Annotated in this window: 21 protein-coding genes; 15 read left to right on the plus strand and 6 right to left on the minus strand. The window is 73.4% G+C overall.

Annotated features, from left to right (window positions below):
- Positions 1-12 precede the first annotated feature (12 nt).
- The 3 genes from IE265_RS08135 to IE265_RS08145 all read left to right on the plus strand — a co-directional run bounded on the left by IE265_RS08135 (position 13) and on the right by IE265_RS08145 (position 3,041).
- A complete protein-coding gene (locus IE265_RS08135; protein WP_190034696.1) occupies positions 13-1,248 on the plus strand; it encodes a type ISP restriction/modification enzyme in 1,236 nt (411 codons plus the stop codon).
- 257 nt (positions 1,249-1,505) lie between these two features.
- Positions 1,506-1,715 carry a hypothetical protein gene (locus tag IE265_RS08140; RefSeq protein WP_190034697.1) on the plus strand — a complete coding sequence of 70 codons (210 nt, stop codon included), beginning with the start codon at positions 1,506-1,508 and terminating at the stop codon, positions 1,713-1,715.
- Positions 1,716-1,808: 93 nt separating this feature from the next.
- Complete coding sequence (locus IE265_RS08145; protein WP_190034698.1) at positions 1,809-3,041, plus strand: CaiB/BaiF CoA transferase family protein; 1,233 nt, start codon at positions 1,809-1,811, stop codon at positions 3,039-3,041.
- A 54-nt stretch (positions 3,042-3,095) separates the two neighbouring features.
- Here the strand turns inward: IE265_RS08145 and IE265_RS08150 are convergent, their stop codons facing one another.
- The 3 genes from IE265_RS08150 to IE265_RS08160 all read right to left on the minus strand — a co-directional run bounded on the left by IE265_RS08150 (position 3,096) and on the right by IE265_RS08160 (position 4,811).
- A complete protein-coding gene (locus IE265_RS08150) occupies positions 3,096-3,365 on the minus strand; it encodes a hypothetical protein (RefSeq protein ID WP_190034699.1) in 270 nt (89 codons plus the stop codon).
- Between the two features lie 115 nt (positions 3,366-3,480).
- Complete coding sequence (locus IE265_RS08155; protein ID WP_190034700.1) at positions 3,481-4,272, minus strand: anti-sigma factor; 792 nt, start codon at positions 4,270-4,272, stop codon at positions 3,481-3,483.
- The gene (locus tag IE265_RS08160) at positions 4,269-4,811 is read right to left on the minus strand and encodes a sigma-70 family RNA polymerase sigma factor (RefSeq protein WP_190034701.1); all 543 of its coding nucleotides are present in this window, start codon (positions 4,809-4,811) and stop codon (positions 4,269-4,271) included. The genes IE265_RS08155 and IE265_RS08160 overlap by 4 nt, the downstream gene beginning before the upstream one ends.
- 254 nt (positions 4,812-5,065) lie before the next feature.
- On the opposite strand from IE265_RS08160, the gene IE265_RS08165 reads away from it, so the two are divergent.
- From IE265_RS08165 to IE265_RS08180, 4 genes are all read left to right on the plus strand, one after another.
- The gene (locus tag IE265_RS08165; protein ID WP_190034702.1) at positions 5,066-6,598 is read left to right on the plus strand and encodes a DUF4331 domain-containing protein; all 1,533 of its coding nucleotides are present in this window, start codon (positions 5,066-5,068) and stop codon (positions 6,596-6,598) included.
- Positions 6,599-6,699: 101 nt separating this feature from the next.
- Positions 6,700-8,118 (plus strand): tetratricopeptide repeat protein, encoded by a 1,419-nt coding sequence (locus IE265_RS08170; RefSeq protein ID WP_190034703.1) that lies wholly within the window; start codon positions 6,700-6,702, stop codon positions 8,116-8,118.
- Positions 8,115-9,890, plus strand: coding sequence for a sulfite exporter TauE/SafE family protein (locus tag IE265_RS08175; protein ID WP_229916084.1), 1,776 nt, complete (start codon positions 8,115-8,117; stop codon positions 9,888-9,890). Before IE265_RS08170 ends, IE265_RS08175 begins: the two co-directional genes overlap by 4 nt.
- 47 nt (positions 9,891-9,937) lie before the next feature.
- Positions 9,938-11,593 (plus strand): serine/threonine-protein kinase, encoded by a 1,656-nt coding sequence (locus tag IE265_RS08180; RefSeq protein WP_190034704.1) that lies wholly within the window; start codon positions 9,938-9,940, stop codon positions 11,591-11,593.
- 42 nt (positions 11,594-11,635) lie between these two features.
- On the opposite strand, the gene IE265_RS08185 is transcribed toward IE265_RS08180, so the two are convergent.
- Positions 11,636-12,445 (minus strand): SGNH/GDSL hydrolase family protein, encoded by an 810-nt coding sequence (locus IE265_RS08185; RefSeq protein ID WP_190034705.1) that lies wholly within the window; start codon positions 12,443-12,445, stop codon positions 11,636-11,638.
- A gap of 317 nt (positions 12,446-12,762) precedes the next feature.
- Here IE265_RS08185 and IE265_RS08190 point away from each other — a divergent pair, with 317 nt between their 5' ends.
- The 7 genes from IE265_RS08190 to IE265_RS08220 all read left to right on the plus strand — a co-directional run bounded on the left by IE265_RS08190 (position 12,763) and on the right by IE265_RS08220 (position 22,805).
- Positions 12,763-13,971 carry a S8 family peptidase gene (locus tag IE265_RS08190; protein WP_190034706.1) on the plus strand — a complete coding sequence of 403 codons (1,209 nt, stop codon included), beginning with the start codon at positions 12,763-12,765 and terminating at the stop codon, positions 13,969-13,971.
- A 200-nt stretch (positions 13,972-14,171) separates the two neighbouring features.
- Positions 14,172-14,612 carry a hypothetical protein gene (locus IE265_RS08195; protein WP_229916085.1) on the plus strand — a complete coding sequence of 147 codons (441 nt, stop codon included), beginning with the start codon at positions 14,172-14,174 and terminating at the stop codon, positions 14,610-14,612.
- Between the two features lies 1 nt (position 14,613).
- Positions 14,614-15,735 (plus strand): GNAT family N-acetyltransferase, encoded by a 1,122-nt coding sequence (locus IE265_RS08200; RefSeq protein WP_190034707.1) that lies wholly within the window; start codon positions 14,614-14,616, stop codon positions 15,733-15,735.
- A 336-nt stretch (positions 15,736-16,071) separates the two neighbouring features.
- A complete protein-coding gene (locus IE265_RS08205; protein WP_190034708.1) occupies positions 16,072-16,890 on the plus strand; it encodes a glycosyltransferase family 2 protein in 819 nt (272 codons plus the stop codon).
- Positions 16,887-17,873: a glycosyltransferase family 2 protein gene (locus IE265_RS08210; protein WP_190034709.1), complete on the plus strand. Its 987-nt coding sequence runs from the start codon at positions 16,887-16,889 to the stop codon at positions 17,871-17,873. Before IE265_RS08205 ends, IE265_RS08210 begins: the two co-directional genes overlap by 4 nt.
- Positions 17,870-18,679, plus strand: coding sequence for a polysaccharide deacetylase family protein (locus IE265_RS08215; protein ID WP_190034710.1), 810 nt, complete (start codon positions 17,870-17,872; stop codon positions 18,677-18,679). The genes IE265_RS08210 and IE265_RS08215 overlap by 4 nt, the downstream gene beginning before the upstream one ends.
- Entirely contained in the window at positions 18,672-22,805 is a 4,134-nt protein-coding gene (locus IE265_RS08220; protein ID WP_229916086.1) for a lipopolysaccharide biosynthesis protein, read from the plus strand. The genes IE265_RS08215 and IE265_RS08220 overlap by 8 nt, the downstream gene beginning before the upstream one ends.
- A 27-nt stretch (positions 22,806-22,832) precedes the next feature.
- Here the strand turns inward: IE265_RS08220 and IE265_RS08225 are convergent, their stop codons facing one another.
- Complete coding sequence (locus IE265_RS08225; protein ID WP_190034711.1) at positions 22,833-24,251, minus strand: GH39 family glycosyl hydrolase; 1,419 nt, start codon at positions 24,249-24,251, stop codon at positions 22,833-22,835.
- A 165-nt stretch (positions 24,252-24,416) separates the two neighbouring features.
- On the opposite strand from IE265_RS08225, the gene IE265_RS08230 reads away from it, so the two are divergent.
- Positions 24,417-25,511: a DUF5925 domain-containing protein gene (locus IE265_RS08230; RefSeq protein WP_190034712.1), complete on the plus strand. Its 1,095-nt coding sequence runs from the start codon at positions 24,417-24,419 to the stop codon at positions 25,509-25,511.
- 564 nt (positions 25,512-26,075) lie between these two features.
- On the opposite strand, the gene IE265_RS08235 is transcribed toward IE265_RS08230, so the two are convergent.
- Positions 26,076-26,456 carry a GntR family transcriptional regulator gene (locus IE265_RS08235; protein ID WP_190034713.1) on the minus strand — a complete coding sequence of 127 codons (381 nt, stop codon included), beginning with the start codon at positions 26,454-26,456 and terminating at the stop codon, positions 26,076-26,078.
- Between the last annotated feature and the right edge of the window lie 204 nt (positions 26,457-26,660).

Genomic DNA, 26,660 nt, shown 5'->3' on the forward strand with positions numbered 1-26,660 from the left:
GCACGTCGTACGATGCCGAGCGTGACGCACGACGACGCTCCGCTGCTCGCGGACCTCATGCCGTGGTCCGTCGCACCGCCCCGGCTGGGCCGCGGGTGGCCGGCGGCACCGGACCCGGCGTCCCTGAAGGCCCGGTGGGAGGCCTTCCTGGCGGCCGAGGGGCCCGCCCGCGAGGCCCTGTTCGGCGTGACCCGCGCGCGGAACCTGCACTCGGCGGTGGGACAGCTTCCGGGCCGCTCGTCCGGGACGGAGCGGCTGGCCCGGGCGCCGGGACCCTGCGCGGAACCGGTCCGGGTGCTGCTCGGGCCGTTCGACGAGCAGTGGCTGATCCCCGACCACCGGCTGATCGACGCGGCGCGGCCGGAGTTGTGGCGGGTCGCGGACGAGCGCCAGGTCTTCGTGGTGGAGCAGGCTCCGTCGCCCGGCGGCCCGGCGCTGCTGGTCTCCTCGCTGCTGCCGGTGGCCGGGCCGCAGCCGAAGTCCGCGCCCGCGGCCCGCTCCGGCCGGGTGCGGCCCCTGTACCGGCGGCCCGGGGGTCTCGAACCCAACCTGGCACCGGGCCTGGTGGACCATCTGGCCGAGGTCCTCGGCCACTGCCCCGAACCGCTGGACGTGCTCGCCTGGATCGTCGCGGTGGCCCGTCCGGGGCCGGGCGGATGCGCGGTCCCGCTGACCGCCGACCCCGGACTGTGGTCCAGGGGGACCGAGTTGGGCCACCGGATGCTGTGGCTGATGCGCCGCGACGGCGAGCGCCCCAAACTCCCCGGCGGCCGCCGCCCGTACGTACGCGCCCCGCTGCCGGCCGTGCCGCGGTCACGGCCGCGTCCGGGCGTCGCGGGCCCCGCTCCCGAACCGCGCTACGACCGCGACGAGGAAACGCTCCACCTGGACGAGGGCCGGATCTCCCCGGTGCCGCAGGCCGCGTGGGACTTCGAGGTGGGCGGTGCACGCGTCCTGGACCGGTGGCTCGCGGCCCGCACCACGGCGCCCGAACCGGGCACCCTGGAGGCCATCGGGCCGGCCGGCTGGCCCCAGGACCGGACGTCCGAACTGCTCGAACTCATCACGGTGCTGGCACTGCTCGCGGAACTGGAGCCGCTGCGGACCGGGCCGTCCGGGGCGCCCTCCGTCACGGCGGCCGGGCTGCGGCGCGCCGGCGTCCTGCCGGTCCCGGGCTCCGCCCGCCGGCCGGCCTCGGTGCTCGACCATCACGAGGAGGGCCCCGAGGGGCAGTTCGCACTGCTGTGAGTCCCGCCCCCGGCCCCTGGCGGCCTCCGGCGGACGCCCGGCATCACCGCCTCCGGTGACGCTCACTGGCCAGTCCGCGGTACCGGCGCTCCCCGCCCCCCGCCCGGGCGGGCCGCCGGTCCGTCGCGCGGGGTCGACCCGTCGAGGACACGCTCCAGGGCGCGCCGGAAGACCGCTTCCAGGTCGATGGGCCCGAGTCCTCCAGGAACGCCGTTGGCAAGGCGCGGACACGCCCCGGTGGCCACCCGCCCGCCCGGGTGGGCGCCGCGGACCTCGTTCCCCTCGACACCCCGTACGGCACGAAGTCCGAGCTCGTCGCGATGGTCGACGGCGTCGTGACGGCCCGCGTGGGCGACGAACCGGCCACCGCCGAACGCGCCCGCTCCCCACCCTGGTCGGAGGAGCGGGAGGACTCCTCGCGGTGTTCGTTCCGCTCGCCGTCCTCCGGTACGCGCGGGCACGGCTGAGCCGCGCGGCCCGGCACGGCCGTCCGCACGCACGGGCCACCCGTCGCGCGCGCCGCGTACTGCCGTGCATGACAAAGCCGGGACCCGCGCGACATGATCCACCGCATGCAGCCAGATCCCCGGATGTCCGGCCCCTCGCAGCCCCTGCCGCTGGAGGGCATCACCGTCGTCGCCGTCGAACAGGCCGTCGCGGCGCCCTTCGCCACCCGGCAGCTCGCCGACCTCGGGGCCCGGGTCGTCAAGGTGGAGCGCGTCGACGGCGGGGACTTCGCACGCGGCTACGACACCGCGGCCGGCGGGCTGGCCTCGCACTTCGTGTGGTGCAACCGGGGCAAGGAGTCCGTCGCCCTCGACCTGAAGGACCCGCGCGGCCTCGACGTGGTCCGCCGACTGGTCGCCGGTGCCGACGTGTTCGTGCAGAACCTCGCGCACGGCGCCGCCGCCCGGCTCGGCCTGGACGCCGGGACGCTGTGCGCCGCGCACCCCAGGCTGATCGCCGTGGACATCTCGGGCTACGGGAGTTCGGGACCGTACGCCGACAAGCGGGCCTACGACATGCTCGTGCAGTGCGAGGCGGGACTCGTGTCCGTGACGGGGACGGCCGGGCAGCCCGTGAAGGCGGGCATCCCGGCGGCCGACATCGCGGCGGCCATGTACGCGTTCTCCGGCGTCCTCGCGGCGCTGGTGCGGCGCGGCACCACCGGCCGGGGCGGTCCGGTGGAGGTGTCGATGCTGGAGGCGCTCGCGGAGTGGATGGGCCATCCCCTGCACCATGCGATGCACGGCGGCACTCCCCCGGCGCGCACGGGTGTCGCGCACGCCGTCATCGTCCCGTACGACGCCTATCCCACGGCGGACGGCGGGCGGGTGCTGCTGTCCGTGCAGAACGACCGCGAGTGGCGCCGCCTCGCGGAACAGGTGCTGGAACGGGCGGAGTTGGCGCACGACCCGGCGTACGCGACGAACGCGGCCCGGGTCGGCAACCGGGACCGTACGGACGCGCTGGTCGGCGCGGCCCTGAAGGCGCTGGGCACGGACGCGGCCGTGGCGCGGCTGGAGGCCGCCGGGATCGCCTGCGCACGGCTGCGGGACGTACGGGAGGTTGCGGAGCACCCTCAGTTGGCGGCCAGGGACCGCTGGCGCGAGGTGGGTTCGCCGGTGGGTCCGCTCAGGTCGCTGCTTCCGCCGATCACGCTGCCGGGCGGGGACGCGGCACCCATGGGGCCCGTACCCGCGCTCGGGGAGCACACCGGGGCGCTGCTGCGTGCCATGGGGATGACGGACGATGAGATCGCAGCACTGCGCCGGGACGGCGTGGTCGCCTGAGCGCGGGTCGGGATCCTGTTCGGCACGGCCGCCGGACGGCGGCCGGGACCGCCGTCAGCGGCCGCCGAACAGGGAGCGGCGCAGCCGGCGCAGTGGCGCGAAGAGCGAGACCCGCCTCACCCGCGCACCCATGCCGGTACGGTCGTGCGCGGTGTCACGCGTGGTGAGTTCGCGCATCAGCGACGTCGCCTCGGCCGTCTCGCGCTGAGGGACGGCAGGGCCGCCCATCACCGAGAGATGTCGGTCGAGGCGCGAACTGGTCGCGCTGCTCCCGCACGTGATCGCAGGGACTCGCGCCCTGCCACGCACCGTTATCTGTTCCATGTCACTCCCCACCCGTACGACGGCACCCGGCCCGGGCAGGCTAACCCTATCGCTCCCGCATCACACCCGTGTATCCCGGTCGTGGGATTCACCTCCCCCATAAGGGTGTTGATGGTTACTCTCCGAATCCAACTGATTTCAGGGCGAGTTGGACAACCGGTGCGGTAGTGGGCTGCGGGGAGCCGCCGGCCGGTTCGATGGTGACAGCGAGTGAGATCGCATTGGTGCCGAGTCCCGTGGCGACCAAGGGCGTGTCGCCCGCCAGAAGCCCCAGGGAGCGCGGTTTGCCCTCCGGCCGCATGAGCCACAGCTGATGGACCCTTTCGCCCGCGGGGGTGCCCAGACCGCTGCCCGTCACCACGGCGGCGCGCCGCGAGGCCGACGCGACGACGGCGATGCCCTGTCCCTCCGCGTCACGGCCGGCGGTCGATCGGGCGTCCGGTGCCGCGAGAACGTGTGCGATCTCACGCGCCTGGGCCCGCTCCTGGGCCAACTCGTCCTGGGCGCGGGAGGCCTGGACGCCGAAGAGCGCGGCGACCACGAGCGCGGCGGCGGCCGTCGTGGAGGCGAGGGGGATCAGGAAGGGGGCGAACGGCGAGCGACGCCCACGGGACGGCGAGCGCTCCGGACGGGCCCGCGGCAGCGGCTCCGGGCGGACGGGCGCCGGTTCCTGAGGGGTCGTCCGTACGGCCGTCAGCACCCTGTCGCGCAGGGCGGCCGGGGCCGGCGCGGCCGTGGACCAGGCGAGCCGGACCGCGTCCTCGCGCAGGGCCCTGACCTCGGCGGGACAACTGTCGCAGCGCTTCAGGTGCTTCTCGAACCGCTTGTGCTCGGGGGGCTCCAGAGCGTCCAGCGCGTACGGGGCGGCGAGCGAGTGCAGGTCGCCGCGGCGGAAGAAGCCGGTCATGCGACACCTCCCAGGCAGTCGCGCAGCCGCGTGAGCCCGTCGCGCATCCGGGTCTTGACAGTGCCGAGCGGAAGCGAGAGGCGCTCGGCGACTTCACGGTACGTGTAGCCGTCGTAGTAGGCGAGAGTGACCGACTGGCGCTGCAGTGCGGTGAGCCGGTCCAGGCAGCGGCGCACCCATTCGCGTTCGAGGCCCGCCTCCACCTCCTCGGCGACCTGGTCGAAGGCGGGACCGTTCGCCCGCCGGGCCATGCGCAGTTCGCGCTCCCCCGCGGCGCGCGCGCTGCGGACCCGGTCCACGGCCCGGCGGTGCGCGAGGGTGAGCACCCAGGCGAGCGCGGTGCCTCTCCCCGGGTCGTACCGGGCGGCGGAGCGCCACAGTTCGAGGAGCACCTCCTGGGCCACCTCCTCCGACTGGGCCGGGTCCCGCACCACTCGGCGCACCAGCCCGAAGACCGGTCCGGACACCAGCCCGTACAGATCCTCGAAAGCCTTCTGGTCGCCTGCGGCGACGAGCACCAGAAGTTCGTCCGCCTCCACCCGTCCCCCTCTCCGGCCGCGCACGGCCCGTTCCGTCACCCGCTATTCGGCGCCCTGGCGCCTCCGGATGGGGTTACGGATCAGCGGGCCGAAAACGCGGGTGAATCCCGAACCAATCCGCCCGCCCCGCCGCTCCGAATGGCCAGCGTCAGGCAACAGCCGACGCGGGACGGGAGCGGAGGCGGGCCGCAGGACAGGCCCCCTCCCGCAGACACCACCGCCGGAACGAAGCTTTGGGACAGAGGACGGACGGCATGACACCTTTCACCAGCAGGATCGTGGGACGCGGGGGCGTCGCGACCCTTGTCTGTGGTGCGCTGGCCGCCGGGGGGCTCGCAGCCGCCGGCGTGACCGCGCTGGAACCGGGGGCGGCCAGCGCCTCCAGCCACCGCGAGGCACCGCTCATCTCGGGACAGCCCCAGTACGACAACACGGACGTGTACGCGTTCGTGAGCCCGGACAAGCCCGACACGACGACGATCGTCGCGAACTGGATCCCGTTCGAGGAACCGGCCGGCGGTCCGAACTTCTTCACGTTCGCCGAGGACGCCCAGTACGACATCCACATCGACAACAACGGTGACGCGCAGGGCGAACTGGTCTACCGCTACACGTTCAAGACCCACGTCAAGAACAAGAAGACCTTCCTCTACAACACCGGCCCGGTCGAGAGCCTCGACGACCCGGACCTCAACATCACGCAGTCCTACGACATCGACCTGCTGCGGCTGAAGGACCAGCACCTGGTGTCCCGGACGAAGGTCGCCGACGACGTGCCGGTCGCCCCGTCCAACGTCGGCAAGGCGTCCATGCCGGACTACGGCAGGCTGCGCGACCAGGCCGTGCACGAACTCCCGGGCGGCGCGACGACGTTCGCGGGCCAGGCCGACGACCCGTTCTTCCTCGACCTGCGGGTCTTCGACCTGCTGTACGGCGGCAACCTGTCCGAGGTCGGCAGGGACACGCTGAAGGGCTCCAACGTCAACTCGGTCGCCCTCCAGGTGCCGACCGACATGCTCCAGGAGTCGGCCGACCAGCCCATCGTCGGCATATGGTCGACCACCCAGCGCAAGAACGCGAGCGGCCACTTCCGTCAGGTCTCGCGCCTCGGCATGCCGCTGGTGAACGAGGTCGTCAACCCGATCAAGGACAAGGACAAGTTCAACGCGTCCGCGCCCTGGAACGACGGGGACTTCCTGAAGAACGTCACCAACCCCGAGCTGCCGAAGCTCATCGAGGCGATCTACAAGATCAAGGCGCCGGCCGAGCCCCGCAACGACCTGGTCGACGTGTTCCTGAAGGGCGTCGAGGGTCTCAACCAGCCCCCGAACGTGCGTCCTTCGGAGATGCTGCGGCTGAACACCTCGATCAAGCCGTCCGCCGAGGAGAAGCGGCTCGGCGTCCTGGACGGCGACAACGCGGGCTTCCCGAACGGCCGCCGGCTCGGTGACGACGTCCTGGACATCGCGCTCCAGGTGGTCGAGGGCGAACTCGTCGGCTCCAAGAACGACCTCGGCGACGCGGTCGACAAGAACGACCGGAAGTTCGGGAAGACCTTCCCGTACCTCGCGCAGCCGACCGCCGGTTCGCGCGGCGCCCTGGCCAAGGGCACGTCCGGCACGAACGACGTCCGCAACCAGCTCGGTGACGCGCTGCAGCCCGCGGGCGGCTCGACCGGCATGGACGACACGACGCTGATCGCCGTCTCGGCGGCGTCGGGCGCGGCCGGGTTCCTGCTCATCGGCACCGGTCTGCTGTGGTGGCGCAGCCGCCGCCGCGCGTACTGACCGGTCCCATCCACTGGCGCGGCCCGCGTACACCCCCCACGGCGCGGGCCGCGCCGCTCACCCCGAACCAAGGCTTGCGTCCAGGAGATTGAGGAGAGGGCATGTCCCCGGGTACGAACGAGGACGCGCGGGAGAGGGATCGCGCGGACGAGGCAGGGCGGCCGGCCTCCGGCGAACGCCCCGAGTCCGGACGGGTCCGCGCGCTGCGGCTCGCCGCCTGCGTGGCCGCCCTCGCCGTCGCGATGACCGCGGGTGCCGTGGTGCTGGGCAGCAGGGACGACGCCGGGGACCGCGCGGTCGCCGCCGCTCCGGCCGCCGCGCCCGAGCTGCTCGCGAGCGGGGACCTCGACGCCGGGATCTCCGCCCTCCAGAGCCATCTCAAGGCACAGCCGCGGGACTTCACCGGGTGGGCGACCCTGGGGGTCGCCTACGTCGAGCAGGCCCGCACGCACGGCGACCCGTCCCGCTACCCGCAGGCGGAACGCGCGCTGGATCGGTCGCTGGAGCTGGAGCCCCGCAACGACCAGGCGCTCGCGGGCCGGGCGGCACTGGCCGCCGCCCGGCACGACTTCGGCCGGGCGCTGCGGCAGGCCGACGAGGCGCTGGCGGAGAACGCGTACAACGAGCGCGCGCTGTCCACGCGGATCGACGCGCTGGTGGAACTCGGCCGCTACAAGGAGGCGTCCGCGGCGGCCGACCGGGCGGACGCCCGCCGCCCGGGCATCCCGGTCTTCACCCGGTACGCGTACGTGCGGGAACTGCGCGGCGACGTCCGCACCGCGCGCCGCGTCCTGGAGCAGGCACTGGCCGGCGCGACGGCTCCCGGCGACATCGCGTACGTCGCCACCTCGCTCGGGCAACTCGCCTGGCGGGAAGGCGACCACGAGGAGGCGCTGAAGCACTTCGGATCGGCCCTGCGGGCCGACGGGGCGTACCTTCCGGCGCTGGAGGGGCGCGCCCGGGCGCAGGCGGCGAACGGTGACCGCGCGGCGGCGATCCTCGGCATGGAGGCGGTCGTGGCCCGCTCCCCGCTGCCGGGACCGCTGGTCGTGCTGGGCGAGCTCTACGAGGCCCGCGGCGCCGGGGGCGACCGGGCGAAGGCACGCGAGCAGTACGCGCTGGTCGACGCGTGGACCGCGCTGGCCCGCGCCAACGGGGTCAACGCCGATCTGGACACGGCCCTGGCGGCCGCGGACCACGGCGACCGCGGGGCCGCGCTGCGTGCGGCGCGCGCCGAGTGGGAGCGCCGGCGGACCGTCCACACGGCGGACGCGCTCGCCTGGGCGCTGCACGTCAACGGTCGGGACGAGGAGGCCCTGCCGTTCGCCCGGCGGGCCACGGCCACCGGCTACCGCGACGCCGTGTTCCTGTACCACCGGGGCGTCGTCGAGCACGCCACCGGCCACGACGCGGCGGCCCGCCGCAGTCTGGCCTCGGCCCTGCGGCTGAACCCGGGGTTCTCCCCGGTGGGCGCCGAACGCGCCGAGCGGACGCTGAAGTCGCTGGGCGGTGCCGAGTGAACGCCCCCACCGGACGCGGCTCCCGTGTCCGCCGCGCCGGACGGCCGTCCGCCGGCCGCCGCGCGTTCGCCTCGTGCGGGGCGGTCCTCGTGGCCGCCTGCGCGCTCGTACTGATGCCCGCCGCGACGGCCTCGGCGCATCCGCTCGGCAACTTCACCGTCAACCGGTACGACGGTCTCGTCGTCGCTCCCGGGGAGCTGCGGATCGACCATGTGGAGGACCTGGCGGAGATCCCGGCGACGCAGGCGCAGCCCGCGATCGAGCGGGCCGGCCTCGACACCTGGGCGGCCGAGCGCTGCGCGGACGCGGCAGCCGGCAGCCGGGTGACCGTCGACGGGGAGCGGGTCGCGCTGAACGCCGGCCGGAGCCGTGCCCTGGTGCGGCCGGGACAGGCCGGGCTCGACACGCTGCGCGTGGAGTGCCGCTGGACCGCTCCCCTGCCCGAGGCGGGCGGCGGACCCGGGGCCGTGCGGTTCCGGGCCGCGGTGGACGACGGGCCCGGCTGGCGCGAGGTCACGGCCCGCGGGGACCGCTCGACTCTCACGTCCTCGGACGTGCCGACGACCTCCGTGTCACGCGAACTGACGCGCTATCCGGAGGAGTTGCTGTCCTCGCCCGCGGACACGGCGAGCGCGGACCTGAAGGTGCGGCCGGGCGGTCCCGCGCTGGTCGAGGAAGGAGCGGACGCCCCCGCCTCCTCGATCCTGCCGCGCGGCGCCGACCGCTGGACCCGCGCGCTGGACGACCTGGTGTCCCGCCACGACCTGACCTTCGGCTTCGCTGCGGCGGCTCTGGGCATCGCCGTGTTCCTCGGGGCCCTGCACGCCCTGGCCCCGGGACACGGCAAGACGATCATGGCCGCGACGGCCGCCGCCCGCGGCGACGCCACGCTCCGCGACGTCCTGCCGCTGGCGGCCTCGGTCACGGTCACGCACACCCTCGGTGTGGTGGCGCTCGGGCTGCTCGTCACGGCGGGCTCGGCCGCCGCGCCCTCCGTGGTCGCCTGGCTGGGAGTGGCCAGCGGCCTCGTGGTCACGGTGGCCGGCGCGACCCTGGTCCGCCGCGCGTGGCGCCGCCGGGGCCAGGGCCACTCCCACGGGCACGGGCACGGGCACGGGCACGGGCACGGACACTTCCACGGACAGGGTCACTCCCACGAGCACGGACACGAGCGCGGACGCGCCCTCGCGCACGCGCACGCTGCCGGGCCCTCCGAGGAACACGCGCACGGCTCCTCCGGGGGGCAGGGTCCGTCCCCGGACGGCGGGCCCTCCGGCGGGCACAGCCACGCCCACGAGGAGGCGCCCACGTCCGGACACGGGCACTCCCACGACCACGGGCCTTCCCGAGGCGGCCACGACCACGGCCACGACCACTCGCACGGCCACGGCCACGGCCACGGCCACGATCACTCGCACACCCCGTCCCTCAGGCTCAGGGACACCGTCCTGCTCGGTTTCGCCGGGGGCCTCGTCCCCAGCCCCTCCGCGGTCGTCGTGCTCGTCGGTGCCGCCGCGCTCGGCAAGGCCTGGTTCGGCCTGCTGCTCGTCCTGGCCTACGGGGCGGGGCTCGCGCTGACGCTGACGGCGGCCGGGTTCGCCGTGGTGCGGGTCGGCAGCCGGGTGGCGAGGGCCATCGAGAACGGCGCCCGCTGGTCGGGGAGCCGCACCGCGGTGCTGGTGCGGCGAGCCACTCCGCTCGGATCCGCGTTCGTCGTGGTGGCCCTTGGGGCTGGGCTGGTGTTCAAGGGGGCGGCAACCGCGCTCGGTTGAGCTACTTTTGTTCAGAATCGTGCGGATGCTAATGGGGGGCGGCGCCCGTGTCCGGAGTACCAGGCAGTGAACGTGTGATCGCGGGACGCTACCGCCTGCTGTCGCCGCTGGGCGAGGGCGGGATGGGGACGGTGTGGCGCGCCCGCGACGAGGTGCTGCACCGCGAGGTCGCCGTCAAGGAGGTCAGGGCCCCGGCCGGACTGCCGGGCCCGGACGTCGAGCGGATGTACGCGCGGCTGGAGCGGGAGGCCTGGGCCGCCGCCCGGGTGTCCCACCGCAATGTCGTGACGGTCTACGACGTGGCGACCGAGGACGGCCGTCCGTGGATCGTGATGGAGCTGGTCCGCGGCATCGCGCTCTCCGATCTCCTGGACGCGGAGGGCCCGTTGTCCCCGCAGCGCACCGCCCACATCGGCGCGGAGGTGCTGGCCGCGCTGCGCGCCGCGCACGAGGCGGGGGTCCTGCACCGGGACATCAAGCCGGGCAACGTGCTGATGTCGAACGACGGCCGGGTCGTCCTCACGGACTTCGGCATCGCGACGGTCGAGGGCAGTTCGGCCCTCACCATGACCGGCGAGGTGATCGGGTCGCCCGAGTTCCTCGCCCCCGAGCGGGCGTTGGGGCGCACACCCGGGCCCGAGTCCGACCTGTGGTCGCTGGGCGTGCTGCTCTACGCGGCGGTCGAGGGCAACTCGCCCTTCCGCCAGAACACTCCGTTGAGTACCCTGCGCGCGGTCGTCGACGAGGAACTCCCGCCGCCGCGCCGGGCGGGCCCGCTCGCCCCGGTCGTCGAGGGCCTGCTGCGCAAGGATCCGGCGGACCGGCTGTCGGCCGAGGCCGCCGAGCGGGACCTGCGTCTCGTCGCGGCGGGCGGCACACCCGCGACGGGTTCCGCGGCGTACGCGCCGACGGTCGCCGCGGTGCCGCTGCCCGCGCCGCCCCCGCGCGCGGCGGGACCGGCCCGCACGTCGCCGGGTGCCGTCCCCGGCCGGCCCCCGGAAACCACGACCACCACCGCGGAGCCGGCCCGCTCCCGGCGGGCCGCGGTCGCCGTGGTGGCGGGTCTGGCGGCGATGGCCCTGGCGCTGGCCGGGCTGACGTACGCCCTGATGAACGGCGACGACGGCGGCGGGGGCGGCGGCACCAAGGGGAGTGCGAGCAGCGGGGGTTCGACGGGCGGCGGCACGCCCGGGGCCGACGGCGGAAGCGGTGACGGCGGGTCCGGCGGGGGGCCCACGACGGAGGGTCCGAAGCCGACCGCGACGACCGGCGGCACCGGGGGCACCGCTCCGACGACCAGGGCGCCCACCCAGTCCGTGAAGGTGACGGTCGCGGGCTCGCACACCGACTACACGGGCGCCTGCCCGCCGCCCGGGGCCCAGGCGCCCACCTTCACGGCGACCTTCACCGTGGGCGTCGTCCCGGTGGACGTCGAGTACCGCTGGGTCACGGAGACCGGCGAGGTGTCCGACCCGGGCTGGAAGACGCTCTCGTTCCCGGCGGACGGCGGGAGGACCAGGCAGAACACGGTCGTAGTGACGACGTACGAGGAGTCGGGCACGTACCGGAACAGGATCGGGGTGGAGGTCCGCGCCCCGCAGCGGACGAAGTCGAACACGGTGGCCTTCTCGGTGACCTGCGAGACGGAGGCCCCGCCCTCGGACGGGGCCTACGGCGGGGCGTCCTCGCTCGGCACGCGGTGACCGCCGGGCGGGCCGTCCGCCCGGCGGGAGGTGGTGCGCCGCTCAGTCGTTCGCGTTGAGGACGGGCAGGTAGCCGCCCGACTGACCGGACGCGGTCGGGTGGTAGGACTCACCGATATTCAGCCAGTTGACGCTGTGCAGCCAGGAGCTGCCGGAGCAGATCTCGTGGCCCGTGAACGTGGGGCGTACGTCGCCGAAGGTGAAGCCGTGGTCGGCGGCGCGTTTGGCGATGGCGCTGTCCAGGTGGTCGGCGGCGCTGTTGATGGCGGCCCGTTCGGTCTCGGAGAGGCCTGCCAGGCAGCTTCCGCTCAGCTTGTAGAAGCGGGGGTAGCCGAGGACGACCACGCGGGCCGCCGGAGCCCTCGTGCTGATCGCCGAGTAGACGGAGTCGAGTCGGCCGGGGAGCGTGGAGTCGACGTACGCCCGGGCCGTGTTGATGCGGGCCACGCAGGAGCTCTCCGACTGCAGGACACAGGTCGTCATGACGTCGGAGAAGCCGGCGTCGTTGCCGCCGATGGAGATCGTGACGAGGCCGGTCCCGGCGCCGAGCGGTCCCAGCTGGTTCGCCAGGACATCACTCGTACGAGCGCCCGAGCAGGCCGTGAAGTCGAAGGACGAGGGTGAGTTGGCGGCCGCCCAGAGGTACGGGTAGGCCTTCGTGCTGCGCTTGCAGTCGCCGCTGGAGCCGATGTAGCTGCCCGCGCCGAGACCGGAGGAGTAGGAGTCGCCCAGGGCCACATAGCCCGTGGCGGCGGCTTGCTGGTCCGCCTGTGCCGCCGTCGCCCCGGTGAGGGCCGCGGTGGTGGCGAGGAGGAGCGAGGTCACGTATGCCGTAAGTCGGGAACGTCTCATGGAACCTCCCTTTAGCAGGATCTCTGCCGTAACTTTCGTAGCAGCTACGCATGTTGACAGGAAGTGTCCATGCCAAGACTTTCCGCACGTCGCGGACATCTCCACGACACATCCACACGGCGCGCATTGCGTGTCCATGACAGGCGTATGACAAAGCCCCAACTCCCTTGAGCCGTAGGGTCCGGATCGATCACGCTGCTGTCTCGGCCAGGAGCGGAACACGACGCTCCCGGCCGTGCGTGCGATCCCGCGCGCATCCCCCACAGGCGCGTGCCCCGACCCGGGCACGCGCCGCCCATGAGGAGGACTCCCTCGTAATGGCACAGCTGCGCAGCAACAAGATCCGGATCGCCGCGACGACCTCGGTGGCGACCGCCGCCCTGCTCGGCGCCGTCACCGCGCTCCCCGCCCAGGCCGCGCCGGCCGAGGGCCGGGTCCTCGCGGCCGGCTCCCCCACCGCCGTCAAGGGCAGTTACATCGTCACGCTGAAGGAGGGCGTGGACTTCAAGGCCTCCTCCGCCGAGGGCAAGGGCCTGATCAAGGGGTACGGCGGCACGGTCCGCAAGACGTTCGGCGCCGCGCTCAACGGCTACACCGCGACCCTCTCCGCGAGCGAGGCCCGCAGACTCGCGGCGGACCCGTCGGTCGCCACCGTCGAGCAGGACCAGACCGTGCACGCGGCCGACATCACCCAGTCGAACGCCCCCTGGGGCCTGGACCGCGTCGACCAGGCGTCGCTGCCGCTCTCGGGCACGTACACCTACCCGGACAGCGCGGGCGGCGGTGTGACCGCGTACGTCATCGACACCGGCGTACGCATCACGCACAGCCAGATCAGCGGCCGGGCCTCCTACGGCTACGACGCCGTGGACGGCGACACGACCGCCGCGGACGGCAACGGCCACGGCACGCACGTGGCCACGACCATCGCCGGATCGACCCACGGCGTCGCCAAGAAGGCCCGGATCGTGGCGGTCCGCGTCCTCGACAACGCCGGCTCGGGCACCACCGCGGGCGTCATCGCCGGGATCAACTGGGTGACCGCGAACCACAGCGGGCCCTCGGTCGCCAACCTGTCGCTCGGCGGCGGAGCCTCCACCACGCTGGACAACGCCGTGGCCAACTCCATAGCCGACGGGGTGACCTACGCGGTCGCGGCGGGCAACAGCGGCGCCAACGCCTCGTCCTACTCGCCCGCCCGGGTCGCCGCCGCGATCACGGTCGGAGCCACCACCAGCGCGGACGCCAGGGCCAGTTACTCCAACTACGGCCCGGCGCTCGACATCTTCGCGCCCGGTTCTTCGATCACCGCCGGCTGGCACACCAGCGACACCGCGACGAACACCATCTCAGGCACCTCGATGGCGACCCCGCACGTCGCGGGGGCGGCGGCCGTCTACCTCGCGGGACACACCTCGGCCACCCCGGCCCAGGTCGCCACCGCTCTCGTGAACGGCTCCACCACCGGCAAGGTCACCGGTCCGGGCAGCGGCTCGCCGAACCGCCTCCTGAAGATCGTCAAGTAGCGCGGGCTGCTCCCGTCCCGCCCCGCGTGTCCCCGGAGGCAGCCGGCGCCTCCGGGGGCACGCGCGCGCGGCCCCCGTGCACCGAACCCGCCCCGAACCCGCCCCAAACCTGCGCGGAGTCGTTCGGTGTCTTGACTCCCCCGGCGCCGCTGCGCGACATTGAAGCCCGGCATCCGGCGCTTCGGGGGGCAAAGTCGCCAATGCAGACCTTAGGTATCAAGACGTCTTCATCCAGTCCGTCTCCACAGGGCGGTGACGAGCGGCCGGAGCAGGGTCCGGGGAGGGACCTGCTGCCGCTGCTCGCGGGGGCCGCCCTGGCGGTCGCGGGCGCCGGCGCCGCACTGGCGTCCGCCGGGACCGACTCGCCGCTGCGCGCTCCGCTGGCGCTCTTCTTCCTGCTGGCCGCGCCGGGCGCCTCGGTCGCCGTCGCGCTGCGCGGCCTGGAGCCGTTCGGCCGGACCGTCGCGTCCCTGGCCGCAGCGGTGGCGGTCAATCTCCTGGTCGCCCAGGGCATGCTCGCGGTGCACCGCTGGTCGCTGCGCGGCGGGATCGTGGCCGTGGCCGCGCTGAGCTGCCTCGTACTCCTGCTGGTCCTGCTACGGCGGCTGCGCGGTCGTACGGCGAGCAGACGGGCCTCCTGACGTGGACATCAGCGTGTACCGACCCGGTGAACTGACGTCGGCCGACCGCGCGGCCTGGACGGCCCTTCAGTCCAAGGCCGATCTGCACGACACTCCCGGACTCGCCAACCCCTTCCTGTCACCGGAGTTCACGCTCGCCGTGGGCCGCTGCCGGCGCGGAGTGCGCATCGGCGTCGTCCGCGAGGAGGACGGACCCGCCGCGTTCTTCCCGTTCCAGCGCACCGCCACCGGCGTCGGCCGGGCCGTGGGCATCGGCGTCTCGGACTGCCAGGGACTCGTGCACCGGCCCGGGTTCACCTGGGACGCCCAGGAACTGCTGCGGGCCTGCGGGCTCTCCGTCTGGGAGTTCGACCACCTCGCCCAGGGGCAGACGCCGTTCGAGGCCGGGGCCTCCGGCACGTTCGCCTCGCCGGTCATCGACGTCGACCGGGGGTACGAGGTCTACCTGGACCAACTCCGGGCCCGATCACCCAAGTTCACCCGGACCACGCTCGCCAAGGACCGCAGGCTCGGCCGCGACCACGGCGGGCTGCGCTATGTGCACGACGAGCGCGATCCCGCGGCGCTGCGCACGCTGATGGCGTGGAAGTCGGCCCAGTACCGGCGGACGGGACGCAGCGACCGCTTCGCGCATGCCTGGATCACCCGGCTGGTGGAGCAGCTCTTCCACACCCGCACCGAGCGGTTCGCCGGACTGCTGTCGGTGCTCTACGCGGGCGAGCGGCCGATCGCCGCGCACTTCGGGCTGCGCTCCGAGCGCGTCCTCGCGTGCTGGTTCCCCGCGTACGACCCGGACTTCTCCCGCTACTCCCCCGGACTCGTCCTGCATCTGCGCATGGCGGAGGCGGCAGCCGCCGACGGCATCGCCCATCTGGACCTGGGACGGGGCCAGAAGGAATACAAGGACTCCCTGAAGACACGGGAACTCGCCGTGTCCGAGGGGTGGGTCACCCGCCGCCACCCCGTGGCGTTCGGGCACCGGGCGCGGCGCGCCCCGGTCCGGGCGCTGCGGAACGCGGTGCTGGCCCGGCCGGAGCTGTTCGAGCCGGCCGACAGGATGCTCAAACGGATGGGAAAAATCCGTTCGAGTGGTCGTGTAACGACCAAACCAACAAAAACGTGAGGCCTGGTTCCAGGTCTTGCCATAGCGACTCAACCATCAATACCGTCGTACAACCACCCGCATCGGTCCATCACGCACATGCGATCTAGGGGAGGGCTCAAGATCGCGACGAGGGCCCGGCGCGGGGCGCGGTAGGGGGGTGCCGTGCTCGGTGACCACACCTGTGCCGAGTCGTGCCGCGCGACCGACGACATCAGTCGGCCAGCTTTGCCAGCTCACCCGGTGTGCACGGAGATCCATTTCGTCATGCCGTAAGTGAGAAACCCCCCTTTCGAACCGGACACACAGCGGACCGCCCGGGGGCGGGCGGTCCACCGGACGAGAGGGACCAGACTCATGAGTTCTGTTCTGCGACCGGCGGTCGCCGGCAATGATCCGTTCACGGTCGGCAAGTACCGGCCCATATCGACCCACCTGGCCATCGCGCCTCCGGTGAGCGTCGTCATCCCCGCCATGAACGAGGCGGAGAATCTCCCGTACGTCTTCAAGACACTTCCGGACTGGATACATGAAGTGGTCCTGGTCGATGGCAACTCCACCGACGGGACCGTCGAAGTGGCCCGCGAACTGTGGCCCGACGTCAAGGTCGTCGAGCAGCTCGGGAAGGGCAAGGGCGACGCCCTGATCACCGGATTCGCCGCGTGCACGGGCGACATCATCGTGATGGTCGACGCGGACGGCTCGGCCGACGGCCAGGAGATCGTCAGCTATGTCTCCGCGCTGGTCTCCGGCGCGGACTTCGCGAAGGGGTCGCGGTTCGCCAACGGCGGCGGCACCGACGACATGACACCGATCCGCAAGCTCGGCAACTGGGCCCTGTGCTCGATCGTCAACCGCAAGTTCGGCGCCCGCTACACCGACCTCTGCTACGGCTACAACGCGTTCTGGCGGCACTGCCTCGACAAGATCGACCTCGACTGCACCGGCTTCGAGGTGGAGACCCTGATGAACATCAGGGTGGTCAAGGCCGGGCTGAAGGTCCAGGAGATACCGAGCCACGAGTATCTGCGGATCCACGGCACGAGCAATCTGCGGGCCGTGCGGGACGGGCTCCGGGTGCTGCGGGTGATCCTCAAGGAGCGCTCCAACCGACGGTCCCTGCGCCGCCGCCGGCACGCGATCGCTCTCAACTCCGGGCCGGGAGAGGTGTCTTGAGCAAGCCCGACATCTCCGTGGTGGTCTGCGTCTACACCGAGGACCGCTGGGAGGACATCCTCGCGGCGGTCGCCTCGGTGCGGGCGCAGTCCCGGCCCGCCCTGGAGACGCTGCTGGTCGTCGACCACAACGAGGCGCTCCTGGAACGGCTGTCGAAGGAGTACAAGGAGACCGGGGACGTGCGGGTGCTCGCCAACGCGGGCCCCCGCGGCCTGTCCGCGGGCCGCAACACGGGCATCGCCGCCTCGCACGGCGAGGTCGTCGCGTTCCTCGACGACGACGCGGTGGCCGAGCGCGACTGGCTGCTGTACTTCGCCGAGGGGTACGACGACCCCCGGGTCATGGCGGTGGGCGGGCGGACGGCACCGATCTGGGCGTCCGGCCGGCGGCCCGCCTGGTTCCCCGAGGAGTTCGACTGGGTCGTGGGCTGCACCTACCGGGGTCTGCCGCCCGGCCGGGTGCGGGTGCGCAACGTGCTGGGCGGCAACGCCTCGTTCCGGCGTACGGCCTTCGACGCCGCGGGCGGCTTCGCGACCGGCATCGGACGCGACGGCGACAAGCGGCCGCTGGGCTGCGAGGAGACGGAGCTGTGCATCCGGCTCGCCCGGGCGCGACCCGAGGCCGTCCTGCTCATCGACGACCGGGCGGTGATCCACCACCGGGTGCCCGAGGTCCGCGAGCACTTCGCGTACTTCCGCACCCGCACGTACGCCGAGGGGCTGTCGAAGGCGCTGGTCGCCCGCAGTGTCGGCGCCGGCAAGGGCCTGGAGTCCGAGCGCCGCTACACCACGCGCGTACTGCCCGCGGGCGTCGCGCGCGGGCTGCGGGACGCCCTGCTCGGCCGCCCCGGCGGCGCGGGCCGGGCGGCGGCCGTGGTCGCCGGAGTGGTGACGGCGGCCGGCGGGTACGTAGTCGGCAGCGTCCGGGCGCGCAGGGGTGGGGCCACGTTCTCGGTCGTACGGATCGAGGGGGCGGAGAGATGAACGAGCCACGCGGGGCGGGCGTGCCGATTCTCATGTACCACGCGGTCGCCACCGAGCCCAATGACGCGACGCGCGCGCTGTCGGTGGCGCCCGAGGCGTTCACCGAGCAGATGGCCCTGCTGGACGACCTGGGCTTCACGCCGGTCGGCACCGCCGAGCTGGCCCGGTGCTGGCGCGCCTCGGCGCCGCTGCCCGAACGCCCCGTGCTGATCACGTTCGACGACGGCTACGAGGGCGTGCACCGGCACGCGCTTCCCGTGCTCGCCAAGCACGGGTTCGCGTCCACGCTGTTCGTGTCGACGGGCTGGCTGCGCGGCGCGTACGACACCGGGGGCGCGCTGGACGACATGCTCGACTGGGACCAGGTGCGCGAACTCGCCTCCTCGGGCGTCGAGATCGGCGGCCACAGCCACACGCATCCGCAGCTCGACCAGCTGGACGACGAGTCCCTGCGGTCCGAGCTGCTGCGCTGCCGGGACATCGTCGCCGACGAACTCGGCGCGCGTCCGGCGTCGTTCGCGTATCCGTACGGCTACTCCAGCCGCCGGGTGCGGCGGATGGTGCGCGAGACGGGCTTCTCCCAGTCGCTCGCCGTCGGAAACCGCCTCGCGCGACGCGGCCAGGGACCGTACGCGCTGCAGCGCGTCACCGTGCGCCGCAGCACCGTGATCGAGGAGTTCGGGCAGCTCGTCCAGGGCCGCTCGGTCACCCGTGTCTTCGCCAGGGACCATGCCCTGACCAAGGGGTACGCCATGGTCCGAAGAGCCCGACAGGTTCGCCGGAAGGCCATCCGCTCCCGTGTCTGACACGACCACGGCCCAGGCCGACAGTCCCACGCCCGAAGCGCCCGAGCGGTCCGGGCGCCGCCTCCGCCTGCCCGGACTCGGCGGGTCGTCCGGCGGCTCCCCGCTGTTCCGCAACGCCTATGCCCTGATGCTCAACACCGGCATCTCCGCCGTGCTGGGCCTCGGCTTCTGGCTCGCGGCCGCCCGCTACTACTCCGAGTCCGCGGTCGGACAGGGATCGGCCGCGATCGCCGCGATGAAGCTCCTCGCGGGGCTCACCGCGGTGACGCTCACGGGCGCCCTGGCCCGCTTCATCCCGGTCGCGGGACGCGGTACGGGACGGCTCATCCTCCGTACGTACGCGGGCAGTTCGGTGATCGTGGCGCTGGCCGCCGGGCTCTTCCTGCTCACGCTGAACGTCTGGGGCTCCTCCTACCGCTTCCTGCACAGCCCGCTCATGGGCGCCGGCTTCGTGCTCGCGGTCGTCGCCTGGTCCCTGCTGACGCTCCAGGACGGTGTACTGACCGGGTTGCGCAGCGCCCTGTGGGTGCCGGTCGGCAACACCGTGTTCTCGGCCGTCAAGCTGGTGCTGCTGGTGGCCTTCGCGGCGGCGATCCCCACCATGGGCGTCTTCGTGTCCTGGGTGGCGGCCATCGCGGTGTCCGTGCTGCCGCTGGGCTGGCTGGTGTTCCGGCGGCTCGTGCCCCGGCACGCCGAGGCCGCGCGGGAGGACGCCGAACCGCCCACGACGAGGGAGATCGGGAGGTTCCTCGCGGGCGACTACACCGGCTCGCTCTTCTCGCTCGCCGTCGTGTACCTCGTGCCCGTGATCGTCGCCGCCCAGGTCGGCTCGGCCGACAACGCCTACTTCTACATCACCACGACGATCGGCGGCACGGTCAACCTGCTCGCCATCAACATGGGCGCCTCGCTGACCGTCGAGGGCTCGCACGATCCGGCGCGGCTGGCCGCCAACACCCGTGCCGCGCTGCGCCGGATGGCACGGATCATGCTGCCGGTGGCCGGGGTGCTGTTCTTCGGGGCCCCCTGGATCCTCGCCGTGTTCGGCCGGGCGTACGCGGACGCGGGGACCCCGCTGCTGCGCTGGTTCGCTCTCGGGGCGGTGCTGCGGGTCGTCATGGAGACGTACTTCGCGGTGCTGCGCGCCCAGAGCAGGACCTCGGGACTCGCCTGGCTGCAGGGCCTGCTGTGCCTGCTGGTGCTGGGTCTGACGCTGATCCTGCTGCCGCGCATGGGCCTGACCGGCGCGGGCGTGGCGGAGGTCGTCAGCGTCGCGGTCATCGTGACGCTCGCGGCGCCCAGGCTGTACCGGATCGTGCGCACGGCACCGCCCCCCGACGAGGCGTACGAGCCGGCCGACGCGGCGCCCGACGGCGATCTGGCGGACCTGGGCACGCGGGAGGACTCCGTACCGCGGAGGACCGAACCCGCCAAGGGACGCGGTGCCGGCTGGGCGCACCGGCTCGACACGGACACGCTCGCGCTCGGCGTACAGCTCGACTTCGACCACCTGGAGCGGCGGCCGGACGTACGGCCGGGTCCGGGTACGCCGCCCGCCGGAACGCCCGCTGTGAGGCGGCCGGACGCGGGCCGCCGCGGGTCCCGGTCCGAGCACCGGCCGACGTGGGCGCTCAAGGCCCCGCCGCCCGCCGCGCGCGTGGAGGTGGGTCTGCCCGTCGAGGAGCGCGAACCGGGTTCGGAGAGTTCGCTCGGTCCCCCCGGGACGGGCGCGCCGGACGGAACGGGCGGAACGGACGGTACGGGCAGCATCGGCGGTACGGGCGCGCCCGATGCTCCGAACGCGGCCGGGACCTCGGCGCGGGCAGCGGGCGAAGGCCCCGGGGACGGGGAGTCCGAGGACGGGGACGGGAGCAAGGACGGGGACAGGAGCGGGCACGGACGGAGCGGCGGACGCGGCGACGGGGACGGGCCGCGCGAAGAGCGCGACGGCTCCGCGGGCGACGGCGCGGTGGGCGACGGGCGCGGGGACTCCTCGGCGCCGGACCGCGAGGAACTCCGCCCGGCCCCGGCCGCGGACCGGAGCGCTCGGGAGCCGTCGCCCGGGGCGGGCGGACAGCCCGTGCCGCCGGCCGCCGGACGGTTCTCGTGGCCGCGGCCGACCCGGACCGGAGTGCTGCTCGGCTTCCTGCTGACGGCCGCGCTGGTCCTCTACTGGGTCCCCGCGTCCGGACTCGGGGAGCGCGATCTCGACCGGATGGACGGGCTCGGCCTGATCTCCGTCCTGCCGACCCCGACCCTGGTCGGGGCCGCGCTGCTGGTCACGGTGTTCGCCTCGCTGCTCTGGCTGGGACGCGAGCACAAGGGCCTGCTGATGGTGACGCTGCTCGCGACGGTCGTGTCCCTGCACGCGCTGCCCGCGGTGATCGAGACCGAGCCGCGCTTCCCGACGGCCTGGCAGCACCTGGGGTTCATCGACTACATCGACAGGACCGGCTCGGCCGTGCCCGACCTGGACGCGCGCTGGAGCTGGCCGGGCTTCTTCGCCGCGGCCGCGTTCGCCGCCAGGGCCTGCGGGGTCGAGGACCTCACCGAGGTCATCCGCTGGTGGCCGCTGACGATGCAACTCCTCTATCTGGCACCGCTGTTCCTGCTGGTCCGCCATATGCGGGCGAGCTGGCGCGCCCGGTGGACCGGCATCTGGATCTTCGTGCTGAGCGGCTGGGTCGGCCAGGACTACTTCTCGCCGCAGGGCTTCACGTACCTGCTCTACCTGGTGTTCGTGGCGATCCTGCTCGTGTGGTTCCGGGCGCCGCGCGTGCTGTGGACGAAGGCCCGGCCGGGCGAACTGGAGGTGGAACCGACGGACCGGCGGCAGCGGGCCGTGCTGCTGGCCGTCGTCATAGGGCTGTTCATGGCCGTCGTCCCGGCCCACCAGCTCACGCCGTTCGTGATGCTGGGCGTCCTCGCGGCGCTCGTGCTGTTCGGTCGGTCCGAACTGCGCGGCCTGCCCATCCTGTTCGCCGTACTGGTCGCCGTCTGGGTCGGCTTCCTCGCCGAGCCGTACTGGTCGGGGCACTTCGACGAGCTGTTCGGCGGGGTCGGCGGCGTGAGCGGCAATGTGTCCTCGTCGGTCTCCGGCCGTATCGGGGAGGGCAGTTCGGCCCACAAGCTGGTCCTCTACGCACGCGTGGCGCTCGCCGGCGGCGTCATGGCCATGGCCTGCTACGGCTGGTGGCGCCGACGCGACCACAAATACCGTGAACGGTCCCTGCTCATCCTCGCGTTCGTCCCGTTCCTCGGCTTCGGAATGCAGTCGTACGGCGGCGAGATGGCACTGCGCGTCTTCATGTTCGCCCTGCCCGGGGCGGCCATGCTCGCGGCGCTCGCGCTGTTCCCGCGCACCGGGGTCACCGCCAAGGAGCGCGACCGGGACCGGGTGAGCCTCGCCCCGCTGGCCGCGCTGATGGCGGGCCTCGTACTGGTGGGCGGCTTCCTGGTGGCCAGGTGGGGCAACGAGCCCTTCGAGCGGGTCCGGCCCGGCGAGGTCGCCGCCATGGAGTTCGTGTACGCGCACGACGATCCGACCGCGCGCCTGCTGTGGCTCAGCGACGACACGGTGAACAACGTGACGCCCCTCCTGCCGTGGGGCGCGCGGGACATGGAGCGGGTCGAATACCTGCCGACCCTCGCGCCGACCGATCCGGTGCTGGTGTCGGGGCTGGTCAAGTCCCTGAAGGACGCGGGCCCCAACTCGTATCTGATGGTCAACCGCGGTCAGGTGACCTATCTCCGGATGGACGTGGGCTACGCGAAGAGCTGGGAGGAGCGGCTGCTGCGCAACCTCGACGAACGGCGGGATCTGCGCAAGGTCTTCGTGAACGCCGACGCGACCGTCTACGCGCTTCGCTCCCAGGGCGACGAGGAGGTCGCGAAGCCCGATCCGGGACCCATCGGGCCCCAGGTCACCTGGACGCCCTGGTCGGTGGTCGGCGGCCTGGCTGCGATCGCGCTGATCGTGCTGCTGACGACCCGCGAGATCGTACGGGTCGCCGTCCGGCCGAGCGTGCGGCAACTGCAGTGGCTGCAGAGCACGTTCTGGTTCTCGCTGCCGCTGCTGGCGGTGCTGCTGGCCTCTCTGGTGCAGCGGTTCCTGACGATGGCGTGAGGTGGCGGCGGCCGGGGGTCCCGACCCTCAGCCGCCGATCCACTTCACCTCGTACGCGTCCAGTGCGAGCCGCTTCCCGTCGACCTCCGCGCTGATCCGCCGGTCCAGGGTGTTCACGACGAGCACGACCCCGTCGTCGGCGAGCACCCGGACGTCGGACGCGTGCGCGCCGGCGACGGGGACCTTGCGGTACTTCGTGCCGGGCGGGAACTCCTCGCCGAAGCGGGAGAGCAGGCCGGCCATCGGCAGGGCCTCGCCCCCGCCGGCCCGGTCGGTCGGGCTCCAGAGGCAGCCCGCGCAGGCGGGGCCCTTCTCCCGCTGCGGGTTCCAGTAGAAGGCGGAGCTCGTGCCGCCGCGCGCCATCGCCATCAGACCGGCGGCATGGACGGCGACCCGGTGGGGTTCGGACCAGCCGTCGCGGTGGTCGTCGGCGTCGGCGGGCTCCACGTAGTACTCGGCCCACCACAGGGGCAGGTCGCCGGTCCGCTCCCGGACCCAGCGGCTGACGTCGGTGAACTTCCCGGTGGCCGCGAACTCGTCGGGCAGCAGCTCGTCGTCCTTGGTGTAGCTGGACCCGTCCACGACGACGAAGTCCGCCCCCGCCTTGTGCTCGTTCCAGTAGTCGAAGGCGTCGAGGACCCGCTGGTCCATGGTGCCCCAGTCGCCCTTGAGCGTCGTCGAGGCGTTCTCCTCCTGGCGCGGGTCCTGGCTGTCCATCACCAGGTACGGCCCGCCGACCTCGATCTCCTCGTCGACCTTCTTCAGCGCCTTGTAGACGAGGTTGTAGAGGTCCGTGTAGCCCTCGTGGTCCCAGCGTCCCTCGTCCTCGTGCCAGAAGCCCTTGAACTCGTTCCAGACGATGAAGTGGCGCACGTCCGGGTAGCGTTTGGCGACGGTCGCGGCCAGCGCGGCGTAGTCCTCGAAGTGGGCGGGTTCCGGAGCCGTCTCCAGGGACTCCTGGCTCCAGTCGGTGCGGTCGGAGCCCGGCTTGCCGCCCTTCATCCAGTCCGGGGCGCAGCACAGGGTGACGACCGGTGTGCCGCCCGTCCTGCGGACGAAGTCGATGCGGCGGTCCATCTCGGCGAAGTCGTAGCGCCCCTTGACCGGTTCGGGATTGCCCGCGCCCCAGCCCATGATGTGCTGGATCTGCGGTACGGAACGCCCGGAGAGCCGCTTCGCCACCCGGTCCACGGCCGTACGGCTGCCCACGTCCGCGCTGAACTGGGTGTGCGTGAAGCCCCAGCCCACGTCCGGTCCGGTGCGCGCGGGCACGGCGGGCGTGCCGTGCACCTTGTCGCCGTCGCGGGTCGTGCCCGCCTCGCTCCCGGTGTCCCCGGGCAATGTGCTGACCAGGGTCAGCACCAGGGCCAGAGCGGCCACGCCGACACCGAGCAGAGCGGTGAGTCGCCACCGCCGAGCCCCCGAATTCCACCCATGACGTCCCATCATGGGCCACAGTAGCCGCGGGGGTCGGCGGGCGGACAGGTTCCGTACGCCCACAGCCCTGTAACAGGGTGCGACGCCGGGCCCCGGACCCCGGGGCACCACCGGGCCCGGGGCGCGCCACGGAAACCGGATGCAAGGGGCGCCCGCGTGACAGATCATGGCGGCATGTCTGCCAACCCGCACGAAGCTCTGCCGATCCGGCTCAACGTCGACGACAGCGACTCGCCGTCGGACGTCGTCGACGCGCTGTTCCTCGGCCGCTTCGCGACGGGCGAGCAGCCCCACTCGCACGCGGCGAACATCGAACGCGTCCGCTCCGGAGCGAGTCTCCTGCCGTCCGGCGCCCGGGTGCTGCGGTCCGCGCGCGACGACGACCGCAGCGCGACCCTCGCCGAGGGGGACGGCTGGACGGTCCTGGTGTCCCGCTGGAACCGGGGCGCAGACATCACCGTCACCGCGACCACCGCGGAACTGGCCGAGAAGGTGCTCGGCCAGGCCACCGACGGCGCCGCCGACGAACCCGAACCGCAGCCGGAGAACGTGACGATGGGGTTCTGGTACGTCTCCCCGCGGCGCGGCCCGCACCGCACGACCCGGCAGATCTCCGCGGGGACGTGGGAGGAGGTGCGCGCCAACTACACCGCTCCGGTGGCGGACGCGATGGACGGTCTGATGAAGACGACGCCGGAGGACATCGCGGGCCGGCTGCTGCTGCTCCACGGCCCGCCCGGCACCGGCAAGACCTCGGCGCTGCGCACGCTGGCGCGCTCGTGGCGGGACTGGTGCCAGGTGGACTGCGTGCTGGACCCGGAGCGGCTCTTCTCCGACGTCGGCTATCTGATGGACATCGCCATCGGCGAGGAGGACGGCACCGGCAAGGGCCGCTGGCGGCTGCTGCTGCTGGAGGACTGCGACGAGCTGATCCGCGGCGAGGCCAAGCACACGGCGGGCCAGGCTCTGTCCCGGCTGCTCAATCTCACGGACGGACTGCTGGGCCAGGGCCGCAACGTCCTGGTGGGCGTCACGACCAACGAGGACCTGGAGCGCCTGCACCCCGCCGTCGTCCGCCCCGGCCGCTGCCTCGCCCGGATCGAGGTGGGTGCCCTCACCCGCCGCGAGTCCGCGGCCTGGCTCGGCACGGAGGAGGGCCTGGGCCGCGAGGGCGCGACGCTCGCCGAGTTGTACGCCCTGCGCCGCGGCACCACCCCGGCATCGGTGCCGGACCAGCGCGAGGGCGCGGACGCGGGGCTCTACTTGTAGGCCCCACAGCCCGGATGGGCCCTGCGGCCTCGGAGGGTCCCACGGTCCGGATGGGCCCTGCGGCCCGGAGGGTCCCACGGTCTGGGTGGGTGCCCTGCGGTCCGGATGGGTCCGGCTGGTCCTGTGGGCCCTGCGGCCCCGGTGGGCGCCGACGGTGTCTGCGGGCGCCGCGGTTCCGGGGGGGGGGGGGGCACAAGCGGGGTCTCCGGGTCCCGCGATCCCGGTGGGCACAGGCGGCGTATGCGGATGCCGCGGTTCCGGTGTGCACGGGCGGTGTCTGCGCCGCGGCTCCGGTACGCGCCTCCGTGGCCGGTCCGCGGTCACGCCCGCGGGTGCGGGCGTGCGGGCCGTCGCGGTCCTGCTCTCACGGCGGGACCACGGGTACGGTCACCCGTCGCCCGTCACCGGTAGCCGGGCGGCGGTCGCTCCGGGTGGGTCCGTGAACGCCCGGCAGCCGCCCCGTACCCGGCGGACGCGGCACGGGGCAGGCCCGTCGCCGAAGGTCGCAGGCGTCTGCGGGCGCCGAGAGCGACGCGGCGGAGGGGCCGGCCCCGCTCCCGTCGGTCACCCCGTGCTGTCGTACGCCGCCCTCAGGGCGTCCCTCGCCGCGTCGAGGGCCGCGGCCTCGGAGAGTCCGAGTCGCTGGACCCGCTCGGCGTAGGACTGCGCGGCGGCGGCCGCCCCACGGGACGCCGCGTCGCCGGCCGCCGCGACGAACGTGCCGTTGCGGCCCCGGGTCTCGATGACGCCGTCGGCCTCCAGGGCCCGGTACGCCTTGGCGACCGTGTTGGCCGCGAGGCCGAGCGACTCGGCGAGCCCGCGAACCGTGGGGAGCCGGTAGCCCACCGGCAGGGTCCCCGCCCTCGCCTGCTCGGAAATCGTCGCGCGCACCTGCTCGTAGGGCGCGACACCCGCACCGTCGTCGATGTCGATCTTCAGCGTCACGCAGCGATTGTCCCGCACCTCCGGCGGATCGCACCTCCGGGGAACGGGGCTTGGGGAACGGGCTCTTCGGGGCGGCGTGCCCTCCGTGCTCGTCCCCGGGCGGAAACGCTTCCGGGCAACAGCGGTTGCGGGCGAGGGAGGCCCGGACGGGCACGCCCGGCACTCCCCCGCCCCGGAGGCGGGCTCACGGAAAATGGGAGGCAA

It is taken from the genome of Streptomyces fructofermentans (genome assembly GCF_014651055.1).
In the GTDB taxonomy this organism is placed as follows: domain Bacteria; phylum Actinomycetota; class Actinomycetes; order Streptomycetales; family Streptomycetaceae; genus Streptomyces; species Streptomyces fructofermentans.

Excerpts from the sequence above, each read along its gene's own strand:
- IE265_RS08170 (WP_190034703.1), top strand. The coding sequence starts at position 6,700 with ATGTCCCCGGGTACGAACGAGGACGCGCGGGAGAGGGATCGCGCGGAC.
- IE265_RS08195 (WP_229916085.1), top strand. The coding sequence starts at position 14,172 with ATGCAGACCTTAGGTATCAAGACGTCTTCATCCAGTCCGTCTCCACAG.
- IE265_RS08230 (WP_190034712.1), top strand. The coding sequence starts at position 24,417 with ATGTCTGCCAACCCGCACGAAGCTCTGCCGATCCGGCTCAACGTCGAC.
- IE265_RS08205 (WP_190034708.1), top strand. The coding sequence starts at position 16,072 with ATGAGTTCTGTTCTGCGACCGGCGGTCGCCGGCAATGATCCGTTCACG.
- IE265_RS08190 (WP_190034706.1), top strand. The coding sequence starts at position 12,763 with ATGGCACAGCTGCGCAGCAACAAGATCCGGATCGCCGCGACGACCTCG.
- IE265_RS08165 (WP_190034702.1), top strand. The coding sequence starts at position 5,066 with ATGACACCTTTCACCAGCAGGATCGTGGGACGCGGGGGCGTCGCGACC.
- IE265_RS08150 (WP_190034699.1), bottom strand. The coding sequence starts at position 3,365 with ATGGAACAGATAACGGTGCGTGGCAGGGCGCGAGTCCCTGCGATCACG.
- IE265_RS08185 (WP_190034705.1), bottom strand. The coding sequence starts at position 12,445 with ATGAGACGTTCCCGACTTACGGCATACGTGACCTCGCTCCTCCTCGCC.
- IE265_RS08215 (WP_190034710.1), top strand. The coding sequence starts at position 17,870 with ATGAACGAGCCACGCGGGGCGGGCGTGCCGATTCTCATGTACCACGCG.
- IE265_RS08225 (WP_190034711.1), bottom strand. The coding sequence starts at position 24,251 with ATGGGACGTCATGGGTGGAATTCGGGGGCTCGGCGGTGGCGACTCACC.
- IE265_RS08155 (WP_190034700.1), bottom strand. The coding sequence starts at position 4,272 with ATGACCGGCTTCTTCCGCCGCGGCGACCTGCACTCGCTCGCCGCCCCG.
- IE265_RS08145 (WP_190034698.1), top strand. The coding sequence starts at position 1,809 with ATGATCCACCGCATGCAGCCAGATCCCCGGATGTCCGGCCCCTCGCAG.
- IE265_RS08135 (WP_190034696.1), top strand. The coding sequence starts at position 13 with ATGCCGAGCGTGACGCACGACGACGCTCCGCTGCTCGCGGACCTCATG.